The organism is Streptomyces sp. NPDC110618, from assembly GCF_055657065.1.
On record NZ_JBVKBN010000010.1, the window covers coordinates 18,729 to 40,006 of the forward strand.

Annotated in this window: 15 protein-coding genes; 9 read left to right on the forward strand and 6 right to left on the reverse strand. The window is 72.4% G+C overall.

Translation table 11 applies throughout. The annotated features are described in order from the left end of the window. Positions 1 to 91: 91 nt before the first annotated feature. On the forward strand, positions 92 to 1,294 hold the full coding sequence (locus ACZ7L7_RS18530) for a bifunctional adenosylcobinamide kinase/adenosylcobinamide-phosphate guanylyltransferase (RefSeq protein WP_471593107.1): 1,203 nt from the start codon (positions 92 to 94) through the stop codon (positions 1,292 to 1,294). Positions 1,295 to 1,306: 12 nt separating this feature from the next. On the opposite strand, the gene ACZ7L7_RS18535 is transcribed toward ACZ7L7_RS18530, so the two are convergent. Next, on the reverse strand, positions 1,307 to 2,065 hold the full coding sequence (locus tag ACZ7L7_RS18535; protein WP_285516082.1) for a class I SAM-dependent methyltransferase: 759 nt from the start codon (positions 2,063 to 2,065) through the stop codon (positions 1,307 to 1,309). Between the two features lie 167 nt (positions 2,066 to 2,232). Between ACZ7L7_RS18535 and cobT the strand changes: the two genes are divergently transcribed. Next, entirely contained in the window at positions 2,233 to 3,303 is a 1,071-nt protein-coding gene (gene cobT / locus ACZ7L7_RS18540) for a nicotinate-nucleotide--dimethylbenzimidazole phosphoribosyltransferase (protein ID WP_285516081.1), read from the forward strand. A gap of 186 nt (positions 3,304 to 3,489) precedes the next feature. Here the strand turns inward: cobT and ACZ7L7_RS18545 are convergent, their stop codons facing one another. Next, on the reverse strand, positions 3,490 to 4,233 hold the full coding sequence (locus ACZ7L7_RS18545) for a hypothetical protein (protein ID WP_453607076.1): 744 nt from the start codon (positions 4,231 to 4,233) through the stop codon (positions 3,490 to 3,492). 69 nt (positions 4,234 to 4,302) lie between these two features. On the opposite strand from ACZ7L7_RS18545, the gene ACZ7L7_RS18550 reads away from it, so the two are divergent. Then, entirely contained in the window at positions 4,303 to 5,088 is a 786-nt protein-coding gene (locus tag ACZ7L7_RS18550) for an adenosylcobinamide-GDP ribazoletransferase (RefSeq protein ID WP_472076520.1), read from the forward strand. Between the two features lie 7 nt (positions 5,089 to 5,095). Here the strand turns inward: ACZ7L7_RS18550 and ACZ7L7_RS18555 are convergent, their stop codons facing one another. Genes ACZ7L7_RS18555 through ACZ7L7_RS18570 form a run of 4 tightly spaced genes read right to left on the reverse strand, consistent with a single transcriptional unit; the run spans position 5,096 to position 10,907 of the window. Then, positions 5,096 to 5,908 (reverse strand): endo alpha-1,4 polygalactosaminidase, encoded by an 813-nt coding sequence (locus ACZ7L7_RS18555; RefSeq protein WP_285516078.1) that lies wholly within the window; start codon positions 5,906 to 5,908, stop codon positions 5,096 to 5,098. After that, the gene (locus ACZ7L7_RS18560; RefSeq protein ID WP_472076522.1) at positions 5,905 to 7,308 is read right to left on the reverse strand and encodes a hypothetical protein; all 1,404 of its coding nucleotides are present in this window, start codon (positions 7,306 to 7,308) and stop codon (positions 5,905 to 5,907) included. The genes ACZ7L7_RS18555 and ACZ7L7_RS18560 overlap by 4 nt, the downstream gene beginning before the upstream one ends. Continuing rightward, entirely contained in the window at positions 7,305 to 8,822 is a 1,518-nt protein-coding gene (pelF, locus tag ACZ7L7_RS18565; protein WP_472076524.1) for a GT4 family glycosyltransferase PelF, read from the reverse strand. Before pelF ends, ACZ7L7_RS18560 begins: the two co-directional genes overlap by 4 nt. Positions 8,823 to 8,876: 54 nt before the next feature. Continuing rightward, a complete protein-coding gene (locus ACZ7L7_RS18570; RefSeq protein WP_285516075.1) occupies positions 8,877 to 10,907 on the reverse strand; it encodes a hypothetical protein in 2,031 nt (676 codons plus the stop codon). Between the two features lie 338 nt (positions 10,908 to 11,245). On the opposite strand from ACZ7L7_RS18570, the gene ACZ7L7_RS18575 reads away from it, so the two are divergent. The 6 genes from ACZ7L7_RS18575 (at position 11,246) to ACZ7L7_RS18600 (ending at position 21,250) form a co-directional block, all read left to right on the forward strand. Beyond that, positions 11,246 to 12,769 (forward strand): leucyl aminopeptidase, encoded by a 1,524-nt coding sequence (locus ACZ7L7_RS18575; protein WP_285516074.1) that lies wholly within the window; start codon positions 11,246 to 11,248, stop codon positions 12,767 to 12,769. Between the two features lie 242 nt (positions 12,770 to 13,011). Next, positions 13,012 to 14,400, forward strand: coding sequence for a dihydrolipoyl dehydrogenase (gene lpdA / locus ACZ7L7_RS18580; protein WP_176711634.1), 1,389 nt, complete (start codon positions 13,012 to 13,014; stop codon positions 14,398 to 14,400). Between the two features lie 60 nt (positions 14,401 to 14,460). Continuing rightward, complete coding sequence (gene sucB / locus ACZ7L7_RS18585) at positions 14,461 to 16,242, forward strand: 2-oxoglutarate dehydrogenase, E2 component, dihydrolipoamide succinyltransferase (RefSeq protein WP_472076526.1); 1,782 nt, start codon at positions 14,461 to 14,463, stop codon at positions 16,240 to 16,242. A gap of 174 nt (positions 16,243 to 16,416) precedes the next feature. Then, positions 16,417 to 17,046, forward strand: a complete 630-nt coding sequence (locus ACZ7L7_RS18590) for a GntR family transcriptional regulator (protein WP_453608271.1) — start codon at positions 16,417 to 16,419, stop codon at positions 17,044 to 17,046. A gap of 455 nt (positions 17,047 to 17,501) precedes the next feature. After that, positions 17,502 to 20,204 (forward strand): pyruvate dehydrogenase (acetyl-transferring), homodimeric type, encoded by a 2,703-nt coding sequence (aceE, locus tag ACZ7L7_RS18595; RefSeq protein ID WP_453608268.1) that lies wholly within the window; start codon positions 17,502 to 17,504, stop codon positions 20,202 to 20,204. A gap of 56 nt (positions 20,205 to 20,260) precedes the next feature. Beyond that, positions 20,261 to 21,250, forward strand: a complete 990-nt coding sequence (locus ACZ7L7_RS18600) for a helix-turn-helix transcriptional regulator (RefSeq protein ID WP_285516069.1) — start codon at positions 20,261 to 20,263, stop codon at positions 21,248 to 21,250. Positions 21,251 to 21,278 lie beyond the last annotated feature (28 nt).

Sequence of the window (21,278 nt, forward strand, 5' to 3'; positions counted from 1 at the left end):
GCATGCCTCCCCTGGGTGAGCACTGGTGCTGGTCAGCCTATAGGTGGGTGCCCGCAGCGCACGTCATGGCGTCAACAGTGAAAATCATGGTGTGGAACTGACATTGCTGGGCACCGGCGCCCCCGCGGGCCTCCCCCGCCCCGACTGCCCCTGCGCGGTGTGCGCGACCGCCCTCGGTCCGGACGCCCGGGCGGCGACCGCGCTGCTCGTCGACGGGGCGCTGCTGCTGGACCTGACGCCCGGTGCCGCGTTCGCGGCGGCGCGGGCGGGCAAGTCCCTGGGCGGCGTACGGCAGGTGCTGCTCTCGCACCCGCACGACGGACCGGCCGTCGAGGTGCCCGCCGGACTCCCCGCCCCCGGACGGGTGCCGGACGGACGGGAGTTGACGCAGCTGACGGGGCACCGGGTGCGGGCGCTGGCGATGGACGCGGGCGGCACCGGGTACGCGGTGACCGGGCCCGGCGGACAGCGGCTGCTGTATCTGCCGCCCGGGAGCGCGCCGGCCGGGATCGAGGACGGGGGCATCGGTACGTACGACATGGTCGTCGCCGATGTCATGGGGCGGCCGGACGCGCTGGCGCGGCTGAGGGCCGTGGGGGCGATCACGCCGACGACGGACGTCGTCGCCGTCCACCTGGACCACGACGTGCCGCCGGGCGCGGAGTTGCGGCGCCGCCTCGCCTCCCTGGGGGCGCGGGCGGTGCCGGACGGGGCGACGCTGGTGGTCGGGGCGTACGAGGAGGTGCCCGACGTGCCGCGGCGGACGCTGGTGCTGGGCGGCGCCCGGTCGGGGAAGTCGGTGGAGGCGGAGCGGCGCCTGGAGGCGTTCCCGGACGTGCTGTACGTGGCGACGGGCGGGCTGCGCGGCGGGGACACCGAGTGGACGGCGCGGGTGGCGGCGCACCGGGAGCGGCGGCCGGGGTCGTGGCGTACGGAGGAGACCTGCGACCTGGTGCCGCTGCTGGCCGAGGACGGGCCGCCGCTGCTGATCGACTGTCTGTCGCTGTGGCTGACGGACGCGATGGACGCGGTCGGGGCGTGGGACGACGCGATGTGGGCGGACGGCGGGGAGAGGGCGCTGCGGGAGCGGGTGCGCGAGCTGACCGAGGCGGTGCGGGCGACGCGGCGGACGGTGGTGGCGGTGTCCAACGAGGTCGGTTCGGGGATCGTGCCGGCGACCGCGTCGGGGCGGCGGTACCGGGACGAACTGGGGCGGCTGAACACGGCGTTCGCGGCGGAGTGCGAGCACGTGCTGCTGGTGGTGGCGGGGCAGGCGGTGGCGCTGCGGGGGTGAGGGGCCGAGGGGCTACGCGTTGCCTTCCTTGCGGGCGATGACCCGGTAGGTGCCCGCGAAGGCGGTGTGGCGCAGCAGCGGGTAGCGGATGTGCTGTGTGGTTCTGACGATCGTGCAGGAGCGGGAGTGCAGTTCCGCGCGGAGGTTCTCCAGCGGCAGCAGGTGCGCGTGGCGGGGTTGCGGCCGGGGCTGCCACCAGCGGCCGAGGAGCCGGGCGAACCGGCTGTGCGGGTCGGGGAGTTCCAGCAGGAGGTGGCCGCCGGGGCGCAGGGCGGTGAGGGCGGCCCGGAGGAGTTCCCGGGGGTCGGTGGTGTGCGACAGGTGGTGCAGGACGCTCACCACGTCGTAGCGGGCGCGCAGCCGGGCCGCCAGGTGGGGGTTGGTCAGGTCGCCCGTGTACGCCTCCTCCAGATGGCCCGCGGCCAGGGCCTTTTCGAGGCGGGAGGCGGGGTCGACGCCGTCGAAGGCGGTGTACGGGAAGAGTTCCTTCGCCGCCGCCGGGAACGCCGCGTCGCCGGTGCCGACGTCCAGCCAGCTCTCCGGTTCCGGGAAGGGCAGCATCGCGCGGGCCGTGGCCCGCAGATCCCTGCGGCCGGGCCGGTACAGGGGGCGGCCGGGGCGGGCCGGGCAGGGGTTCTGGAAGGCGTGGGCGCAGTCGTGGCACTCGGTCAGGGGGAGCAGGGCGCGCAGACGTCTGGAGCCGCACCAGGGGCAGTCGTCGCGGCGGGGAACGGGGGCGGAGGAAGGGGGCTCGGCGAGGTGGGCGGACATGGGCGACTCCGGGCGCGAGGGGCGTACGACAATCCGCAGCAAAACGGAACGTATGGGATCGCGATCTTGGGTGCAACGACGCCGCCCCGGAGCCGGGGTGACGTGGCGGGGTGTCCGGTGGCGATCTGGCGGCGTTCCGTTCGACCGGTGCCGGTACTGTTCGGCGAATGAGCTCGCTTAATCTCGACGACTTCACCGATCTGATCGAGCGCCCCGACAGCAAGGTGCGGCGCGACGCGGAGGCGCGCCGGGAGCGCCAGATCGTGCCGCCCGGATCGCTGGGCCGCCTCGACGACCTGGGTGAGTGGCTGGCGGCCGCGCAGGGTGCCGTGCCGGTGCGGCCGGTGGAACGGCCGCGGGTCGTGCTCTTCGCCGGTGACCACGGGATCGCCGAGCTGGGGGTCTCGCGACGGCCGGCCGGCGGCGCGGGGCAGTTGGTGCGGGACATCCTGGACGGCGGCCGGCCGGTGTCGGTGCTGGCGCGGCGGCTCGGGGTGCCGGTGCGGGTCGTGGACATGTCCCTGGACTGCGATCCCGACTCGCTGCCCGAGACCGTCGTACGGCACCGGGTGCGGCGCGGCAGCGGCCGGATCGACATCGAGGACGCGCTGACCCTTGAGGAGGCGGAGGCGGCGTTCCGGACCGGTGTCACCCTCGCCGACGAGGAGGCCGACTCCGGGACCGATCTGGTCGTGCTCGGTGATGTGAGCGTGGGCGGTACGACCGTGGCGGGCGTGCTGGTCGCCGCGCTGTGCGGGACCGACGCGTCCGTGGTGACCGGGCGGGGTGGGCTGGCCATCGACGACCTGGCCTGGATGCGCAAGTGTGCGGCGATCCGGGACGCGTTGCGGCGGGCGCGGCCGGTGCTCGGGGATCAGTTGCAGTTGCTGGCGACGGTGGGCGGGGCGGATTTCGCGGCGCTCACCGGGTTCTTGCTGCAGAGCGCTGTGCGGAAGATGCCGGTGCTGCTGGACGGGGTGGTGGTGGCCGCGTGCGCGCTGGTCGGGCAGCGGGTTGCCTTTCGGGCGCCGGACTGGTGGCTGGCGGCGCACGACAGTGGGGAGCCGGGGCAGGTGAAGGCGCTGGATCGGATGGCGTTGGAGCCGCTGCTTGCGCAGGGTGTGAAGGTCGGCGAGGGGGCCGGGGGGTTGTTGGCGCTGCCGATGGTGCAGGCTGCGGCGGCGTTGGCGGCGGAGTTGCCGGAGGTCTCCGACGGGGCGGCGAAGCCGGAGGAGTGACCCGGGGTTTGGTGGGGGCCGTCGGCCGGGGGTGCCGTGGGGGTGGGTGCGCTTGCCCGCGCTTGCGGGGTGCCTCCCCCAGAGGGGGGACCCCCAGCCCACCCGTGCCGCCCTGCGGCACGACTGCCCGCAGCTAGGACGGCATGGCTGCCCGCAGCTACTGGGGTTTGGCGGTGCCGCCCGCAGCTAGGTTGGCTCGTTTGGTTTGCCTCCCACCCAGTCCTGGAGTTTTTGCATGGGGACTGTCCAGCGGCGGTCGTGGTGGTAGGCGCGGAGCATGGCTCGGGCTCGGGCTCGGGGGCGGTTCTTGTAGAAGCGGCGGGACCAAGGGGTGTCGGGGCGGGCCAGGCGGATCGCGGCGATCAGGGCCAGGAACGGGATCACCACCCCGAACACCGCCATCTTCGCCTTGCCCTTGGCCAGGGCGATCAGGGAGAAGAGGAAGCTGGTCGCCACCGTCCAGATGACCGTGCCGCGGTCCTGGAGTTCGTCGTCGCTGAGGTCGTTGACGCCGAACGGGGAGAAGCCGGAGAGGACCAGGCCCACCAGCGCGGCCGTGAGGATGACCATCTCCACGCTCTGGCGGCCCTCCTCCGTCCAGTAGACGTCGGCCAGGTGCAGGATCAGCGCGAACTCGTCCAGCACCAGACCCGCGCCGATCCCGAACACCACCGCGCACGCGGCCGCCCCGAACCCGTACCGGCTGCTCGCCACCGCGCCGAAGCCGCCGATCACGGTGAGGATGACTCCGGGCACGACGTGGTGGATGTGCACCCCGCCCGCGCTGACGTTGCCGAACGGACCCCGGCCCGCGCGGATGAGGCGGGTGATCAGCCGGGTGACGAGGAACGTCACGACGAAGGCGGTCAGGGCGAGCAGCAGGGGCAGTTTGCCCGGTTCGATGATGTTGCGATGCAGCCATTGCCCCATGTCCCGAGTGTCACCGGGGTACTGGACCGGCGCGGCCGGGACTGGGCCGCCTGACGTAACCTTCCGCCCGTGTCCACAACCCGCCTCGACCCCGGCCTCCGTTTCGCCTTCGGCACCCTCACCGTCCTGCCCGTGAAAGTCGAGCGCTGGGACCGGGACGCCGCGCGCGGCGGCATGCTCTGCGCTCCCGTGGTCGGACTGGTGGTCGGCGCGGGCGCCGCGGCCGTCGGACTGACCCTGCTCTACCTCGGCGCCGGCACCCTGCTCGCCGCCGTCGGCTCCGTGGCCGTACCCGCCCTGCTCACACGCGGACTGCACCTCGACGGCATCGCCGACACCGCGGACGGGCTCGGCAGCGGCAAGCCCGCCGAGGACGCGCTGCGGATCATGAAGCAGTCGGACATCGGGCCGTTCGGGGTGATCACCCTCCTGTTCGTCCTGCTCGCCCAGGTCGCCGCCCTGGCGCAGGTGTACGACGACTCCTGGGCCCGGGGTGCGCTCGCCGCCGTCGTCTCCGCCGTGGCCGCGCGGCTGGCGCTCACCCTGGCCGCGCGTACCGGCGTGCCCGCGGCCCGGCCGGAAGGGCTCGGCGCCGCCGTCGCCGGGGTGGTGCCCGTGCGCTCGGCGGCCGTCGTCACGGCCGTCGCCGCGCTGGCCGCCGCTGCCGCCGGGACCCTCTTCGGCGCCGACGACGCCGTACGCACCGCCCTCGCCCTCCTCGCCGCCCTCGCCCTCGCCGAACTCCTCCTGCGCCGCTGCGTCCGCCGCTTCGGCGGGGTCACGGGCGATGTCTTCGGCGGGCTGGCGGAGACGGCGGCCACGGCGTCGTTGGTGGTCCTGACCTTCGCGGCGTGACAGGCCTCTAGCAGGCCTTGCGCCATACCCCCAGCTCGTACCTCTTCAGCAGCGAGCTGAGGCCGAGCCGTCGGGACTGCGGGCAGAAGCGGCCGGTCGGGAGCTCGTACTCGACGTGGAAGACCGCCTTGTCCGCCTCGATGAACGGCTTCAGCGTCTCGCACTCGTCGTACTGGGCGCACTGCTCGTTCACCGCGAAGTCGAAGTCGCCGACCAGTTCCGGGATCTGGTCCAGGTCGTTCTTCAGGCCGACGGCCAGGCCCCGGTCGTGGGCCAGCTTCGCGATCAGGCGGTTGTAGCGGAGCTGGTCCTTCGCGGTGAGCGGGAAGCCAGTGCGGTTGAGGTAGCCGTCCATGTTGTCCGGCTCGACGGCGTCGAAGCCCTTGTCGCGGCACATGTCGAAACGCTCGGCCATCAACGGCTCCAGGACGTCGGTACGGCGGATGTCCAGCCAGCGCTCGCCCTTCCAGCCGTTGCCGCGGCCGAGCAGCGACTCGGGGAAGTCGTCGGCGTCCGGGCGGAACTCCTCCCAGGCGCCGGTGGAGAGGTAGCAGATCACCTTGCGGCCGTCCCGGTGCAGGTCGGCGACCGTCTCCGCCGAGTGGTCGAAGCCGTCGATGTCGTACACCGGTACGTCGACGGACGCGTCGAGGCGGCCGCTGAGCTGCCACTGCCAGTCCGTGCCGGGGCGGGGCTGCCAGCGTGGACCGGTGGGGCGCTTGTCGTCCGACGACGCGGTGCAGGCGGCGGTGAGCAGCAGGGCGAGCAGGGCGGCGGCGAGGGTGGGGAGGCGGCGTCTCACACGGCGATGGTCTCTCATCGGTGCGCTGTGGCCCTTCCGAGGTGGATGCGGACGAGGGTCAGTTGGGCGGCGGTGGCCAGGGCGTAGAGCGCCGTCGAGGTGTCCGTGAGGGTCTGGGTCAGGGCCGTTGCCGTGCAGATGACGGCCGTGCCGGTGACCGCGCCGAAGGACTGGAGCAGCAGGCCCGTCCAGATCACCGCGCCCAGGAGGAGCAGGGCGGGGGTGGGGGGTGCGAGTGTGAAGGCGAAGGCGAGGGTGAGGAGGGTGACCGAGTAGGCGGTCAGGCCCGTGGCTATGTGGCGGGTGGTTCGGCGGCGGAATGTGCGGGGGGTTGTCGCGGAGCGGAGTGTTGTCAGGGCTGAGCTGCGGAAGCGGTACAGGAGGTATTCGGCGGGGCCCATGCTCAGGGTGAGGGCGGCGGCTGTGCGTACGTCGTCCAGGGCCGTGTGGATGACCAGGGCGCCGGTCGCCAGGCCGAAGAGGGCGTACGGGAGCGAGCCGGCGAGGGGTGGCGCCGTGGGGGTGGGTGCGCTCGCCGGCGCTTGCGGGGTGCCGCTGCGCCCAGCCGTGCCGCCTGGGGGTCCCCCCAGGCCCTTGAGGCACTGGGGGAGGCACGACTGCCCGCAGCTATGTCGGTTGGGCCGCACCGCCACGCCGCGGCACGAGGGCCCGCAGCCGCGTGGACTCGGCTGCCCGCCGCTGCGGCAGTCCAGTAGGGCCAGGGTCGCCACTGCTGCCAGGGACAAGGTCAGCGCCCCTGCTCTCGCCGCGGCCGGGAGAGGGTGGATCACTGTCAGTACCGCGCCCGCTGTCAGCGGTAGGAGTGCCGTCAGCAGGGCCCGTTCGCGGCCCAGTACCAGCAGCGCCGTCGCCGCGCCCAAGTAGCAGGACTGGGCCGCCGCCGCGAGCAGCGGGGCCGTGGATGCGAAGGGCGCCGCCGTCACCGTGCCCAGCACCGCGCCCGTCGCCCCGCCCCGTAGCAACGCGCTGCGTGCCGCCCGCTTGTCCCCCATCCCCAGCCACAGGTACGCCCGGTGCGCCACCCCCTGGTTCCAGGCCCAGCCGAACAGGGCCGCTGTCAGGAGCGGGGCTGTCGCCGACGGGCCCAGTAGGGGTGCCGCCAGGACGTACCCGAGGCCGGGGAGGGCGAAGACGGCGCCGCGCAGGAGGCAGGGAAGCAGGCCCACCCGCCAGGGGTCCGCGGGAGCGCGCCGTGGCTCTGCCGGGCGGCGCGGGACGCGGGTGTACAGCTTCTCCGCCAGGGCGAAGGAGTTGTCCGCGCCGTAGCGTTCGCGGATCAGGTCGTCCGTCAGGCCGTCGGATTCGAGGAGCGCGGCGATCTCGTCGGGGTGGACCGCGGCGGCCACGAAGTCGTCGAGGCGGTCGGCCAGTTCGGTCACCGGGTCGGGGCGGTTCACCAGTCCGTCCCCACCGTCGCGAGCTTCTCGTACCAGGGGTCGCGCAGTTCCAGGGTCCAGTCGGTGACGGTTTCCACGGACGGCTCGTACCGCTCGGGCAGGCCCGCCAGTTCCCGGTAGATCGTGCGGAAGGCGTCCACCGAGCGGCGCAGGGTGAAGCGGTCGATGACCCGTTGGCGGGCCTGCGCGCCGAGGCGCAGGCGGCGGTCGTCGTCCTTGAGCAGGGTCAGGGCTGCCGCCGCCATCTGCTCCGGCTCGCGCGGCGGGACCACCAGCCCCGTGTCGCCGACCGCCTCGCGCACTCCCCCGACGTCCGTGGAGACCGTCGTACGGCCGCAGGACATCGCCTCGATGAGGGAGAACGGGAAGCCCTCCGAGATGGAGGAGAGCATGACCACGTGCCCGGCCGCGTACGCCCGCCAGACCTCGCTGACCCGGCCCTCGAAGGTGAGGCCGTCGGCCACGCCGAGTTCGGCGGCGAGTTTCTCCAGCCGGGTGCGGTAGGCCTCGCCGCCGGGCGGGACGGGGCCGAACAACCGCAGCCGGGTCTGGGGGAGTTCGACGCGGACCAGGGCGTAGGCCCGTAGCAGGGTCTCCAGGTCCTTGATGGGGTCGATCCGGCCGCACCAGGTGAGGGTGGGGACGTCGGGTTCGGGCCCGGCGTGTGGGAAGGCGTGCGGGTCCACGCCGTTGTAGACGGTGCGGATGCGGTCGGCGTCGGCGCCGCCGCGCTCCTCCCAGCGCCGGTTGTACTGGTTGCAGGGTGTGATCAGGTCCGCGGCCCGGTACCCGTGTGAATTCAGTTCACGGTAGAAGCCGAGCATGAACGCCTTCACGGGCCAGCGCTGTTCGGCGCCGCGGTATCCGAGGTAGCGCTCGCGCAGATAGATGCCGTGCTCGGTGAGGAGGAACGGTACGCCGTCCAACTCCCGTGCGGCGAGCGCGGGCAGCGTGGCGAGGCCGCTGCTCACCGCGTGCGCCACGCAGTCCTCCGGGAGCCGCACCGCCAGCGGGCGCAGGGCGTGTTCCAGCAGGTCGAGCGCGGTGAGCGCGTCGTGCACGGTCGGGTCGGCGACGGCCGTCGGCAGATGCGGCATCGTCCAGATCCACATCAGCGACCGCAGTGCGGCCTCGCCGCGCAGCGCCCCCGACAGCCGTCCCGCCCGCGCCAGTTCGGCCAGCTCGTACAGGGCCTCCCCGAAGTCGGCGCGGGAGTCGGGTTCGAGGAAGGAGAGCAGGAACCGTTCGTAGGAGTCGAGGAACCGGCGGCGGGTACGGCCGAGCAGCGGGCGTCCGCCGCCGGGCGGCGTCGGCCCCCACAGCGGGACCGGCACATGGCGGCGGACGTTCGGCGGCAGTTCCCAGGTGACCGGTTCCCGGCCGGAGCCGGTGAGCGAGACGATGTCGAAGGACACCTCCGGCATGCCCCGGACGAGCTGGTCGCACCAGGTGCTGACGCCGCCGTGGACATGCGGGTAGGTGCCTTCGGTGAGCATGGTGACAGGACGGCGCATCGCTGCGCGGGTTCCCCCCTGTGATGCGGACGAGGTACGCGGGGCGGGCCCGCCCTACGGCAGGTTCAGCGTGAGCGCGGACTGGAGCAGTCCGGGCGCTCCCCAGGCCGAGCGCTTGCCCGCGTACGAGGTGCCGAAGGCGGTGGTGCCCAGGAGCTGCTGCTGCCGGGTGCCCTCCGGTGCCGTCACCGGGATCTGCGTGCCGGACGGCGCGGTGATCGTGACGGTCCGTCCGATGCGGTAGGCCGTGACCTTGTTGTTCGCCACCGCTTTGCGCCACGCCTCGCGGCGCTGCAGCTCGGTACCGATCGCCTTCTGGGAGAGGTTCTGCACCGGGGTGTTGTCGGCGAACAGGGCGCGGTAGTCGCCGAGGATCCGGTTGAGCACCGGGTAGAGGATGCGTTCCTCGGCGAGGTTGGACTGGTGGACGTAGTGCGGGCGGGGGTCGTTGCCGACCACGTGCCCGAGGGCGATGCGGGTCTCCTGCGGGACGATGTACTCGGCGTAGCCGGTGGCCGGGTCGAGCGGCTCGTCGAGGCAGGTGGAGGCGGGGTTGTCCTCGCAGATGCCGCTGCCGCCGTCGGCGCGGGAGGTGTAGATCCAGTTGTACTCGTCGGCCATCTCGGCGGCGGTGCCGGTGTTGTAGTACACGTTCATCGGGTGCCGCGGCACGGTCAGGGCGCCTCCGACCGCGCGCTGCTCGGGCTCGCGGGAGTTGTCGGAGGCGGTCCACTTCACGCCGTTGTCGGCGAGGGCGCCGGCCAGGTTCGGGTTGTCGGCGGGCTGCTGGGGCAGGGTCTTCAGGCCCGAGTGCTCGCCGGTGACGAGTTCGGTGCGGTCGACCTGGATGCCCTTGCCCACGGCCCAGTTGTGGTTGTCCCGGATCTGCTGGGAGATCTCGGAGCGGCTCATGTACTTGACGGAGCCGTCGGCGTTCTTCGCGCAGGTCCACGGCACCGTGGAGGTGTCCTGGACGCAGCCGAGGAAGGGGTGGGTCCAGGTGTGGTTGATCCAGCGGTACTGGGCGCGGTCGGCGACCAGGCGGGTGGCGAGCGGGTCGGTGCCGCCGTGCTCGCTCTTCCACTCCTCGCCGGACCCGGCGTTGTAGACCAGGTCGAGGGTGAAGCCCTGTTCGCGCTGCCACTGCGCGGCGTAGGCGGCGTCGGCGGCGGTCATGCGGATCGGGTCGGTCTCCTCGCCGCCGCCGACGCAGTCGATGTCGCCGGGGGTGCAGTTGCGCTCGGTGTCCCAGCGGGCGTCGGGCGCGAGGACGTCGTCGACGTGGACGGCGAAGTAGTTGCGGTCCTGGCCCAGGTGGACGCCCTGGGTCAGCCACTCCACGATGCCGCGGGCGAGCAGCCGGAACTGCCGCTGGTGCTGGTTGTAGGCGAAGGTGACGACCAGTTCGCGGCGCCCGTCGTGGGCGTACTCGCCGACCAGGCTGCCGCGTCCCTCGCCCTCGGGGACGGGGAGGTCGACGTAGCTGGTGAAGCCGGCGCGGGGGCGGGCGACGTAGCCGTAGCTCTCCTGGACGGTCGGCGCGTTGTCCTCGAAGGCGAAGGCGCCGTCGAGGTAGCCGAACGCGGAGGACTTCCCGGCGGCGGTGACGGCGGCCTCCCGGCCGTCGAGGCTGCCCGCCCAGCCGCCCTCGCTGGTGTAGTCGAGGCCGACGCCGGGGTGGGCCCAGGTGTAGGCGTCGACCTGCGGGACGCCGAAGGTCCGCTCGAAGGTCTCCAGGGCGGTCTGCTCGGCGGAACCGGCTCCGAACGGGGCCTCGTTGGGCAGCACCACGCCCTGGAACTTCGCCCGCGGCCGTCCGCCGACGGTGTCGCTGAGGAAGCCGGCGGTGAGGGCCGGACGGGCAGAATCGTTCAGGTCGACGGTGGTGTACGGGATGCCCGTACCGCGCAGCTGGGCCACGATGGCCCCGACCGCGCTGCCGCCGTCGTCCACCACCAGGACCCGCAGGTCGACGCGCGGCTCCACCGCGGCCGCCGCGCCGGGCGCCCCCGGGCCCAGCGTCATCGCCCCCACGGCCGTCAGTACGGCGGCGGTGCATCTCCATCGGTACGCGCGGTGCGTCATGTGTTGTCTCCCCCCACAGGACCCGTCATGACATGTCGACGGGGATCCTCGGAAATCATGCGAAGCGGCCGGCCCTCGGCTCGCCGGAACGCGTTGAGTGTGGCTCAGGTCACCGGGAGTGAGAGCGGTGAAGCCGCAACGACGCCACTGACAGGTGAACGCCCGCAGGAATGAGCGAACGGGACACACGCGCGTAGGCTCAAGCCCGAGTGTCAGCACCGGGGAAGGCCCCGCTGAGCCGCACCTGCGTCATCGGAATTAGGGTCGGCCGTCGGGCCCGGTCGACCCACCATCTTTCGGCCACTGCAACTTCACATCGGAAGCGAGAATTCACCACCGTGACTGCTCTGACTCTCAGCACCGCCGCGGCGGCCGGCCTTAGGGCCGACGCGATCGTGATCGGTGTCGCCAAGGGCGCCAAGGGCCCCGTGGTCGCCCCTGGTGCCGAAGCCCTGGACAAGGCATACGACGGCCGCCTGGCCGGCATCCTGGAGACCCTCGGTGCCTCCGGCGGCGAGGGCGAGGTGACCAAGCTCCCGGCCCCGGCCGGATTCAAGGCGCCGCTCGTCGTCGCCGTCGGCCTGGGCGCGGAGCCCGAGAAGGACGCCGAGTACGACGCGGAGGCGCTGCGCAAGGCCGCCGGTGTCGCGGCGCGCACGCTCGCCGGCTCCAAGAAGGCCGCCTTCGCCCTCCCCCTCGCCGACGCCGCCGACGCCGGGGCGATCGCCGAGGGCGCGCTGCTGGGCGCGTACTCCTTCGGCGCCTACAAGGACAGCGGCAAGGACGGCAAGGGGAACGGCAAGGCGCCGCTCGCCGAGGTCGCGCTGCTCGGCGGCAAGCCCCGGGACAAGGCGTACCGGGCCGCGATCGAGCGGGCCACCGCCGTCACCGAGGAGCTCAACCGTGCCCGCGACCTGATCAACACCCCGCCGAACGACCTCTACCCGGAGGCGTTCGCGGCCGTCGCGCAGGCGGCGGGCAAGGAGCACGGCATCAAGGTGCAGGTGCTCGACGAGAAGGCGCTGGCCAAGGGCGGCTACGGCGGCATCCTCGGCGTCGGCGCCGGCTCCGCGGCCGGTCCGCGGCTGGTGAAGCTGTCGTACACGCACTCCAAGGCCAAGAAGCACCTGGCGTTCGTCGGCAAGGGCATCACCTACGACTCGGGCGGCATCTCGCTGAAGCCGGCCGGTCACAACGAGACGATGAAGTGCGACATGAGCGGTGCCGCCGCCGTGTTCGCCGCCGTCGTCGCGGCGGCCCGGCTGGGCCTGGAGGTCAATGTCACCGGCTGGCTGGCGCTGGCCGAGAACATGCCGTCCGGTTCCGCCACCCGCCCGGGTGATGTGCTGCGCATGTACAGCGGCAAGACCGTCGAGGTGCTGAACACCGACGCCGAGGGCCGCCTGGTGCTGGCCGACGCGCTGTGGGCGGCCTCGGAGGAGAAGCCGGACGCGATCGTGGACGTGGCGACGCTGACCGGTGCCATGGTGCTGGCGCTGGGCAACCGGACGTTCGGCGTGATGGCCAACGACGACGCGTTCCGCACGGCGATCGTGGAGGCCGCCGAGGAGGTCGGCGAGGCGTCCTGGCCGATGCCGCTGCCGGACCACCTGCGCAAGGGCATGGACTCCGCCACCGCCGACATCGCCAACATGGGCGAGCGGATGGGCGGCGGCCTGGTCGCGGGCCTGTTCCTGCGCGAGTTCGTGGGCGAGGGCATCACCTGGGCGCACCTGGACATCGCGGGCCCGGCCTTCAACGAGTCCGGTCCGTTCGGTTACACCCCCAAGGGCGGTACGGGGTCGGCGGTGCGGACGCTGGTCCGGCTCGCCGAGCTGACGGCCGAGGGCGACCTGGGCTGATCCACTCGACGGGGCCTCGCGCGCGGGTAGGGCGAGGCCCCGTCGCCTTGTGTTTCGCGTGTTCGCTTATGAGCGTGTGGTGTCTCACACGTCGGCCCCGCGTCTCGTTCCCCTCCGACAAGTGCGAAGATGGGCGTCGGCAGGACAGGGCCCCACCAAGGGCCGAAAGAACGAGCGGCCGGACACCAGCCGCCGACCGGTCACTGGAGACCGGCGTGGCGCACATGCATGGAGGACGTGACGTGGCGAACGACGCCAGCACCGTTTTCGACCTAGTGATCCTCGGCGGTGGTAGTGGCGGTTATGCCGCGGCCCTGCGCGGGGCTCAGCTGGGCCTGGACGTCGCCCTGATCGAGAAGGACAAGGTCGGCGGCACCTGCCTGCACCGGGGTTGCATTCCCACCAAGGCTCTGCTGCACGCCGGTGAGATCGCCGACCAGGCCCGCGAGAGCGAGCAGTTCGGTGTGAAGGCCACCTTCGAGGGCATCGACATCGCCGGGGTCCACAAGTACAAGGACGGCGTGATCTCCGGCCTGTACAAGGGCCTGCAGGGTCTGGTCGCCTCCCGCAAGGTGACGTACATCGAGGGCGAGGGCCGGCTGTCCTCCCCCACCTCCGTCGACGTCAACGGCCAGCGCGTCCAGGGCCGTCACGTCCTGCTGGCGACCGGCTCCGTGCCGAAGTCGCTGCCGGGCCTGGAGATCGACGGCAACCGCATCATCTCCTCCGACCACGCCCTCGTCCTGGACCGTGTGCCGAAGTCCGCGATCATCCTGGGCGGCGGTGTCATCGGCGTCGAGTTCGCCTCGGCGTGGAAGTCCTTCGGCGCGGACGTCACCGTCATCGAGGGTCTGAAGCACCTCGTCCCGGTCGAGGACGAGAACTCCTCCAAGCTTCTTGAGCGCGCGTTCCGCAAGCGCGGCATCAAGTTCAACCTGGGCACCTTCTTCCAGAAGGCCGAGTACACCCAGGACGGCGTCAAGGTCACCCTCGCCGACGGCAAGGAGTTCGAGGCCGAGGTGCTGCTGGTGGCCGTCGGCCGCGGCCCGGTCTCGCAGGGCCTCGGCTACGAGGAGCAGGGCGTCGCGATGGACCGCGGCTACGTCCTGGTCGACGAGTACATGCGCACCAACGTTCCCACCATCTCCGCCGTCGGTGACCTGGTCCCGACCCTCCAGCTCGCGCACGTCGGCTTCGCCGAGGGCATCCTGGTGGCGGAGCGCCTGGCCGGTCTGAAGACCGTCCCGATCGACTACGACGGTGTCCCCCGCGTGACCTACTGCCACCCGGAGGTCGCCTCCGTCGGCATCACCGAGGCCAAGGCCAAGGAGATCTACGGTGCGGACAAGGTCGTCGCTCTGAAGTACAACCTGGCGGGCAACGGCAAGAGCAAGATCCTGCAGACCGCGGGCGAGATCAAGCTCGTCCAGGTCAAGGACGGCGCGGTGGTCGGCGTCCACATGGTCGGCGACCGCATGGGCGAGCAGGTCGGCGAGGCCCAGCTGATCTACAACTGGGAGGCCCTGCCGGCCGAGGTCGCGCAGCTCATCCACGCCCACCCGACGCAGAACGAGGCGCTCGGCGAGGCCCACCTGGCCCTGGCCGGCAAGCCGCTGCACGCGCACGACTGACCCCTCGGTCGACAACGCGACGACACAGACTTCCGCAATCCGTTAGGAGCAACCGAAACCATGGCGGTTTCCGTAACCCTTCCGGCGCTCGGCGAGAGCGTCACCGAGGGCACTGTCACCCGCTGGCTGAAGGCCGAGGGCGAGCGCGTCGAGGCCGACGAGCCGCTGCTGGAGGTGTCGACCGACAAGGTCGACACCGAGATCCCCTCCCCTGCCGCCGGTGTCCTGGCCTCCATCAAGGTCGCCGAGGACGAGACCGTTGAGGTCGGCGCCGAGCTGGCCGTCATCGACGACGGCACGGGCGCGCCCGCTGCCGCCCCGGCCCCGGCCGCCGAGCCCGCGCCCGCCGCGGCTCCCGAGCCGGCCGCTGCCGCCCCCTCCACCGAGCAGGCCGCCCCGGCCCCGGCGCCCACCGCCGAAGCCACCGCCGGCGCCGGTTCCGCCCAGGGCACGGACGTGGTCCTGCCCGCGCTCGGCGAGTCCGTCACCGAGGGCACCGTCACCCGCTGGCTGAAGTCGGTCGGTGACACCGTCGAGGCCGACGAGCCGCTGCTGGAGGTGTCCACCGACAAGGTCGACACCGAGATCCCGGCGCCCGCCTCGGGTGTGCTGCTGGAGATCACGGTCGGCGAGGACGAGACGGCCGAGGTCGGCGCCAAGCTCGCCGTCATCGGTGCCGCGGGTGCCGCTCCGGCCGCTGCCCCGGCTCCCGCCGCCCCGGCCCCGGCCGCCGCCCCGGCGCCCACCCCGGCCCCGGCCGCCCCCGCGCCCGCTCCGGTCGCCGCCCCGGCCCCAGCCGCGCCCGCGCCCGCTCCGGTCGCCGCCCCGGCCCCGGCCGCTCCGGCGCCCGCTCCGGCCGCTCCGGCTCCGGTCACCCCGGCCGCTCCCGCGCCGGCCGCCGCGAAGGCGACCGACGAGGGCGCCTACGTGACCCCGCTGGTGCGCAAGCTCGCCGCCGAGAACGGCGTCGACCTGTCCACCGTCAAGGGCACCGGCGTCGGCGGCCGTATCCGCAAGCAGGACGTGCTCGCCGCCGCCGAGGCCGCGAAGGCCGCCCCGGCTCCGGCCGCCGCTGCCGCCCCGGCCGCCGCGAAGAAGGCCCCCGTGCTGGAGGTCTCCCCGCTGCGTGGCCAGACCGTCAAGATGCCGCGCATCCGCAAGGTCATCGGCGACAACATGGTCAAGGCGCTGCACGAGCAGGCCCAGCTGTCGTCGGTCGTCGAGGTCGACGTCACGCGGCTGATGCGGCTGCGCGCCCGCGCCAAGGACGCGTTCGCGGCCCGTGAGGGCGTCAAGCTCTCCCCGATGCCGTTCTTCGTCAAGGCAGCCGCGCAGGCGCTGAAGGCCCACCCGGCCATCAACGCCAAGATCAACGAGGCCGAGGGGACCATCACCTACTTCGACACCGAGAACATCGGTATCGCGGTGGACTCCGAGAAGGGCCTGATGACCCCGGTCATCAAGAACGCCGGTGACCTCAACCTCGCCGGTATCGCCAAGGCCACCGCGGACCTCGCGGGCAAGGTCCGGGCGAGCAAGATCACGCCGGACGAGCTGTCGGGCGCGACCTTCACCATCTCCAACACCGGTTCGCGCGGTGCGCTCTTCGACACGATCATCGTGCCGCCGGGCCAGGTCGCGATCCTCGGCATCGGCGCCACCGTCAAGCGCCCGGCCGTCATCGAGACGGAGGAGGGCTCGGTCATCGGCGTCCGCGACATGACGTACCTGACCCTGTCCTACGACCACCGTCTGGTGGACGGCGCCGACGCGGCCCGTTACCTGACCGCGGTCAAGGCGATCCTGGAGGCGGGCGAGTTCGAGGTCGAGCTCGGCCTGTAACCCGCTTCCGCGGTACCACGGCGAAGCCCCCGTCCGGAGCCGTCCGGGCGGGGGCTTCGCCCTACCGCCGTGTAAGTCTCGTCTCACCTGCGCGAAAGCGCCCCTGTGCGCCCCTGCGGGGCGGGCTCGCGGCCTTATTGTCTAAACGTCAAACGCGCGCCCTAAGGAGCCCTCATGACCGCGCCCGTCGTCCACTCGCTGCGCGAACAGATCCGCGAGCACATCCTGGAAGGGATCATCAGCGGGCGCTGGCAGCCGGGTGAGCGGATCGTGGAGCGGCGGATCGCGACCGAGCTGGAGGTCAGCCAGACGCCGGTCCGGGAGGCGCTGCGCGAGTTGGAGTCGCTGCGGCTGATCGAGTCGGCGCCGAACAAGGGCGTACGGGTACGGAACCTGACCGCCGCGGACCTGGAGGAGAGCTACCCCGTCCGGGCCGGCCTGGAGGCCATCGCCGCGGAGCTGGCGGCGGAGCGGCTCGCGGTGGACTGCTCGGCGCTGGAGCCGCATGTGGCGGCGCTGTACGAGGCGGACCGCATCGCGGACGGTACGGCGCAGGTGCGGCACACGGTCGGCTTCCACCGCGAACTGGTGCGCGCGGCCGGTAACTCGGTGCTCCTGCACACCTGGGAGGGGCTCGGCATCGAGGTCTTCACGGCCCTGTCGATCCGCTGGCTGGGCACGGTCCAGCAGTCGTACGCGGAGGAACACGAGGAGTTGGTCGCAGCGTTCAAGCGCCGGGACCCGCGGATCGCCGAACTGGTGAAGGCCCACGTCCTGGGCTGCGCCCCACGCCACGAGCCCTAAAGGGGCGCGGGGAACTGCGCGACCAGCCCCCACCACCCCGCACCCGCCACCCCTCCGAACGCCCCGAGCTGATCCGCGCCGCCAGCCCCCTGCGCCCCGCGCCGCAAAGCACCACAAGCCTCAAAGGGGCGCGGGGAACTGCGCGACCAGCCCCCACCACCACCCCGCACCCGCCACCCCTCCGAACGCCCCGAGCTCATCCGCGCCCACCCCGCCTCACCTGCGCAAATCACCGGCGGAGCGGTCACCCCGTGCCACCGCCGGAGGCACCCCGTGCCGACTTTCTCGTGATCAAGAGGTTTTCTCCCTCAACCCTTTGATCGATCATCGATCAGGGAGTTACAGTCGCGGGCGGGCTTGCCACCCAAGCCCCTCGCCCTGTCCTGCCAAAGACAAAGGGCACCCCCGAACCCTTACCGATGAGGGAACCCCCTTCGACTGAGGAAGGCGGCGACATGACCGACCCCAACGCCATCCAGCCCAGCGAGCTCGACCAGCTCCCCGACCGGGACCCCGAGGAGACCGCCGAATGGCAGGCCTCCCTGGACGCGGTCGCCAAGGCGGCCGGCCCGCACCGTGCGGCTTACCTGATGCGCCGCACCCTGGAGCGCGCGGAGGGCGCCGGTGTCGCGCTGCCCAAGCTGCTGGAGACGGACTACGTCAACACCATCCCGACCGCCGCCGAGCCCGCTGTGCCCGGTGACCCGGAGATGGAGGCCAGGATCACCGCCTGGAACCGCTGGAACGCGGCGGCCATGGTGACCCGCGGCAGCAAATACGGCGTCGGCGGCCACATCGCCACCTTCGCCTCCGCCGCCTGGCTGTACGAGACCGGCTTCAACCACTTCTTCAAGGGCAAGGAGGCCGACGGCTCGGGCGACCAGCTCTACATCCAGGGCCACGCCTCCCCCGGCATCTACGCCCGCGCCTTCCTCGACGGCCGGCTCACCGAGCAGCACCTGGACAACTTCCGCCAGGAGGCGGGCGGCAACGGTCTGCCTTCGTACCCGCACCCGCGCCGGCTGCCCTGGCTGTGGGAGTTCCCGACCGTCTCCATGGGCCTCGGCCCGCTGTCGGCGATCTACCAGGCCCGCTTCAACCGCTACCTGACCAACCGCGGCATCAAGGACGTCTCCGCCTCGCACGTGTGGGCGTTCCTCGGCGACGGCGAGATGGACGAGCCGGAGTCGACGGCCGCACTCGCACTGGCCAGCCGCGAGGGCCTGGACAACCTGACGTTCGTCATCAACTGCAACCTGCAGCGCCTCGACGGCCCGGTCCGCGCCAACTTCAAGATCGTGCAGGAGCTGGAGGCCCAGTTCCGCGGCGCCGGCTGGAACGTCGTCAAGACCCTGTGGGGCTCCGCCTGGGACGAGCTGTTCCAGCTCGACACCACGGGCGCGCTGGTACGCCGCCTGCGCGAGGTACCGGACGCCCAGGTGCAGACGTACCAGACCCGCGACGCCGCCTACATCCGCCAGGACTTCTTCGGCAAGGACCCGGCGCTGGTGGAGATGGCGAAGCTGCTCAGCGACGACAAGATCCTTGAGTGCTTCCACCTCTCCCGCGGCGGCCACGAGTCCCGCAAGGTGTACGCCGCGTACAAGGCCGCCGTCGAGCACAAGGGCGCGCCGACCGTGATCCTGGCCCAGACGGTCAAGGGCCACACCCTCGGTGAGGGCTTCGCCTCGAAGAACGCCAACCACCAGATGAAGAAGCTCTCGGTGGACGAGTTCAAGGCGATGCGCGACCTGCTGGAACTGCCCATCAAGGACAGCGACTTCGCCGACGGCCAGGTCCCCTACGGCCACCCCGGCGCGAACTCCCCCGAGGTCCGCTACCTCCAGGAGCGCCGCGCGGCCCTCGGCGGCCCGGCCCCGGCCCGCCGCGTCCACCCGGTCGCGCCGCTGCCCGCCCCGGCGGAGAAGGCGTTCGCCTCCTTCGACAAGGGCTCCGGCACCCAGAACGTGGCCACCACCATGGCCTTCGTCCGCCTGATCAAGGACCTGGTCCGCGACAAGGCGACCGGCAAGCGCTGGGTGCCGATCGTCCCCGACGAGGCGCGCACCTTCGGCATGGAGTCGCTGTTCCCGTCGCTCGGCATCTACTCGCCCAAGGGCCAGACGTACGAGCCGGTCGACCGCGACCAGCTGATGTACTACAAGGAGGCCAAGAACGGCCAGATCCTCAACGAGGGGATCACCGAGGCCGGTTCGATGGCCGACTTCATCGCCGCTTCGACGTCGTACGCGACGCACGGCGAGACGATGATCCCGTTCTACATCTTCTACTCGATGTTCGGCTGGCAGCGCACGGCCGACCAGATGTGGCAGCTCGGCGACCAGCTCGGCCGCGGCTTCCTGGTCGGCGCCACGGCGGGCCGCACCACGCTGACCGGTGAGGGCCTGCAGCACGCCGACGGCCACTCCCCCGTCATCGCGGCGACCAACCCGGCGGCCCTGACGTACGACCCGGCCTTCGCCTACGAGGTCGCGGCGATCGTCAAGGAGGGTCTGCGCCGGATGTACGGCGAGGCGGCGCCCGGCGAGGACCAGGATGTCTTCTACTACCTGACGGTCTACAACGAGCCGCTGCCGCAGCCCGCGAAGCCGTCCGTGCCCGGCATCGACGAAGGCATCGTCAAGGGCCTGTACCGCTTCAACACGGCGGAGTCCGCGGGCCTGACCGTCCCGGCCAACGCCCCGCGCATCCAGCTGCTGGGCTCCGGTACGGCCATCCACTGGGCGCTGAAGGCGCAGAAGCTGCTCGCCGAGGAGTGGGGTGTCGCGGCCGACGTGTGGTCGGCGACGTCCTGGACCGAGCTGCGGCGCGACGCGCTGGAGGCGGACGCGGCGCTGCTGCGCGGCGAGGAGCGGGTGCCGTTCGTCCGGCAGGCGCTCCAGGGCGCCGAGGGCCCGGTGCTGGCGGTCTCCGACTACATGCGCCAGGTGCCCGACCAGATCGCGCAGTGGGTCGAGCAGGACTGGGCCTCGCTCGGCGCCGACGGCTTCGGTCTGTCGGACACGCGTGACGCGGCCCGCCGCCACTTCGGGGTGGACGCCGAGTCCATCGTGGTCGCGGCCCTCGCCCAGCTCGCCCGGCGCGGCGAGGCCAAGGCGACGGCGGTGAAGGAAGCCCGCGAGCGCTACGGCCTGTAAGACAGAGCGACGACGAGGCTCCCGCTGCGGCGGGGGCCTCGTTGCATGATGGTCGGGTGCGTGCCGCCCGACTGATCAAGATGGTTCTGCTGCTGCAGTCCCGGCCCTCGATGACGGCTGCCGAGCTGGCCCGGGAGCTGGAGGTGTCCGAGCGGACGGTGACCCGGGACGCGCAGGCGCTGTCGGAGGCCGGGGTGCCGGTCTACGCGGACCGCGGGCGGGCCGGGGGCTACCGGCTGATCGGCGGCTACCGCACCCGGCTGACCGGGCTGGCGCGCAGCGAGGCCGAGGCGCTGTTCCTCAGCGGGGTGCCCGGCGCGCTGCGCGAGATGGGCCTGGAGGACGCCGCCTCCGCCGCCCGGCTGAAGGTCTCCGCCGCCCTGCTGCCGTCCCTGCGGGACGCCCCGCGCAGCGCCGCCCAGCGGTTCCATCTGGACGCGCCGGACTGGTTCAAGGAGCCGAAGACGCCCGCGCTGCTGCCCACGATCGCCCAGGCGGTGTGGGACGACCGGCGGATCGCGGCGGTGTACCGGCGCGGGGACGGCGAGGTCCGGCGGGAGCTGGAGCCGTACGGGCTCGTGCTCAAGGCCGGGGTCTGGTACCTGTGCGCCCGGGTCGCCGGGCACGGCACCCACCGGGTCTACCGCATCGACCGCTTCACCTCCGTGGAGGCGGACGGGGCGGAACGCTTCGAGCGGGAGGAGGAGTTCGACCTGCCCGCCTTCTGGGAGGAGCGGGCCGAGCAGTTCGCCCGCTCCATCCTGCACGCCGAGGTGGTCGTACGGCTCTCCCCGGCCGGTGTGCGCAGGCTGCCGTACGCCGGTGATCCGCAGGCGGCGCGGGAGGCGCTGGCGACGGCCCCGGAGCCGGACGCCGACGGATGGGTGACCGTCACCCTGCCCGTGGAGTCGGAGGACGTCGCGCACGCGCAGCTCACCACGCTGGGGCCGGAGGCGGAAGTACTGGCGCCGGAGAGCCTGCGGGCGCGGTTCGTGGCCGACGCGGCGCGGCTGAACGCCCTGTACTCGCCGCATCGGGACCGATAACAATCCGCCGCACTCCACGTGCGCCCCA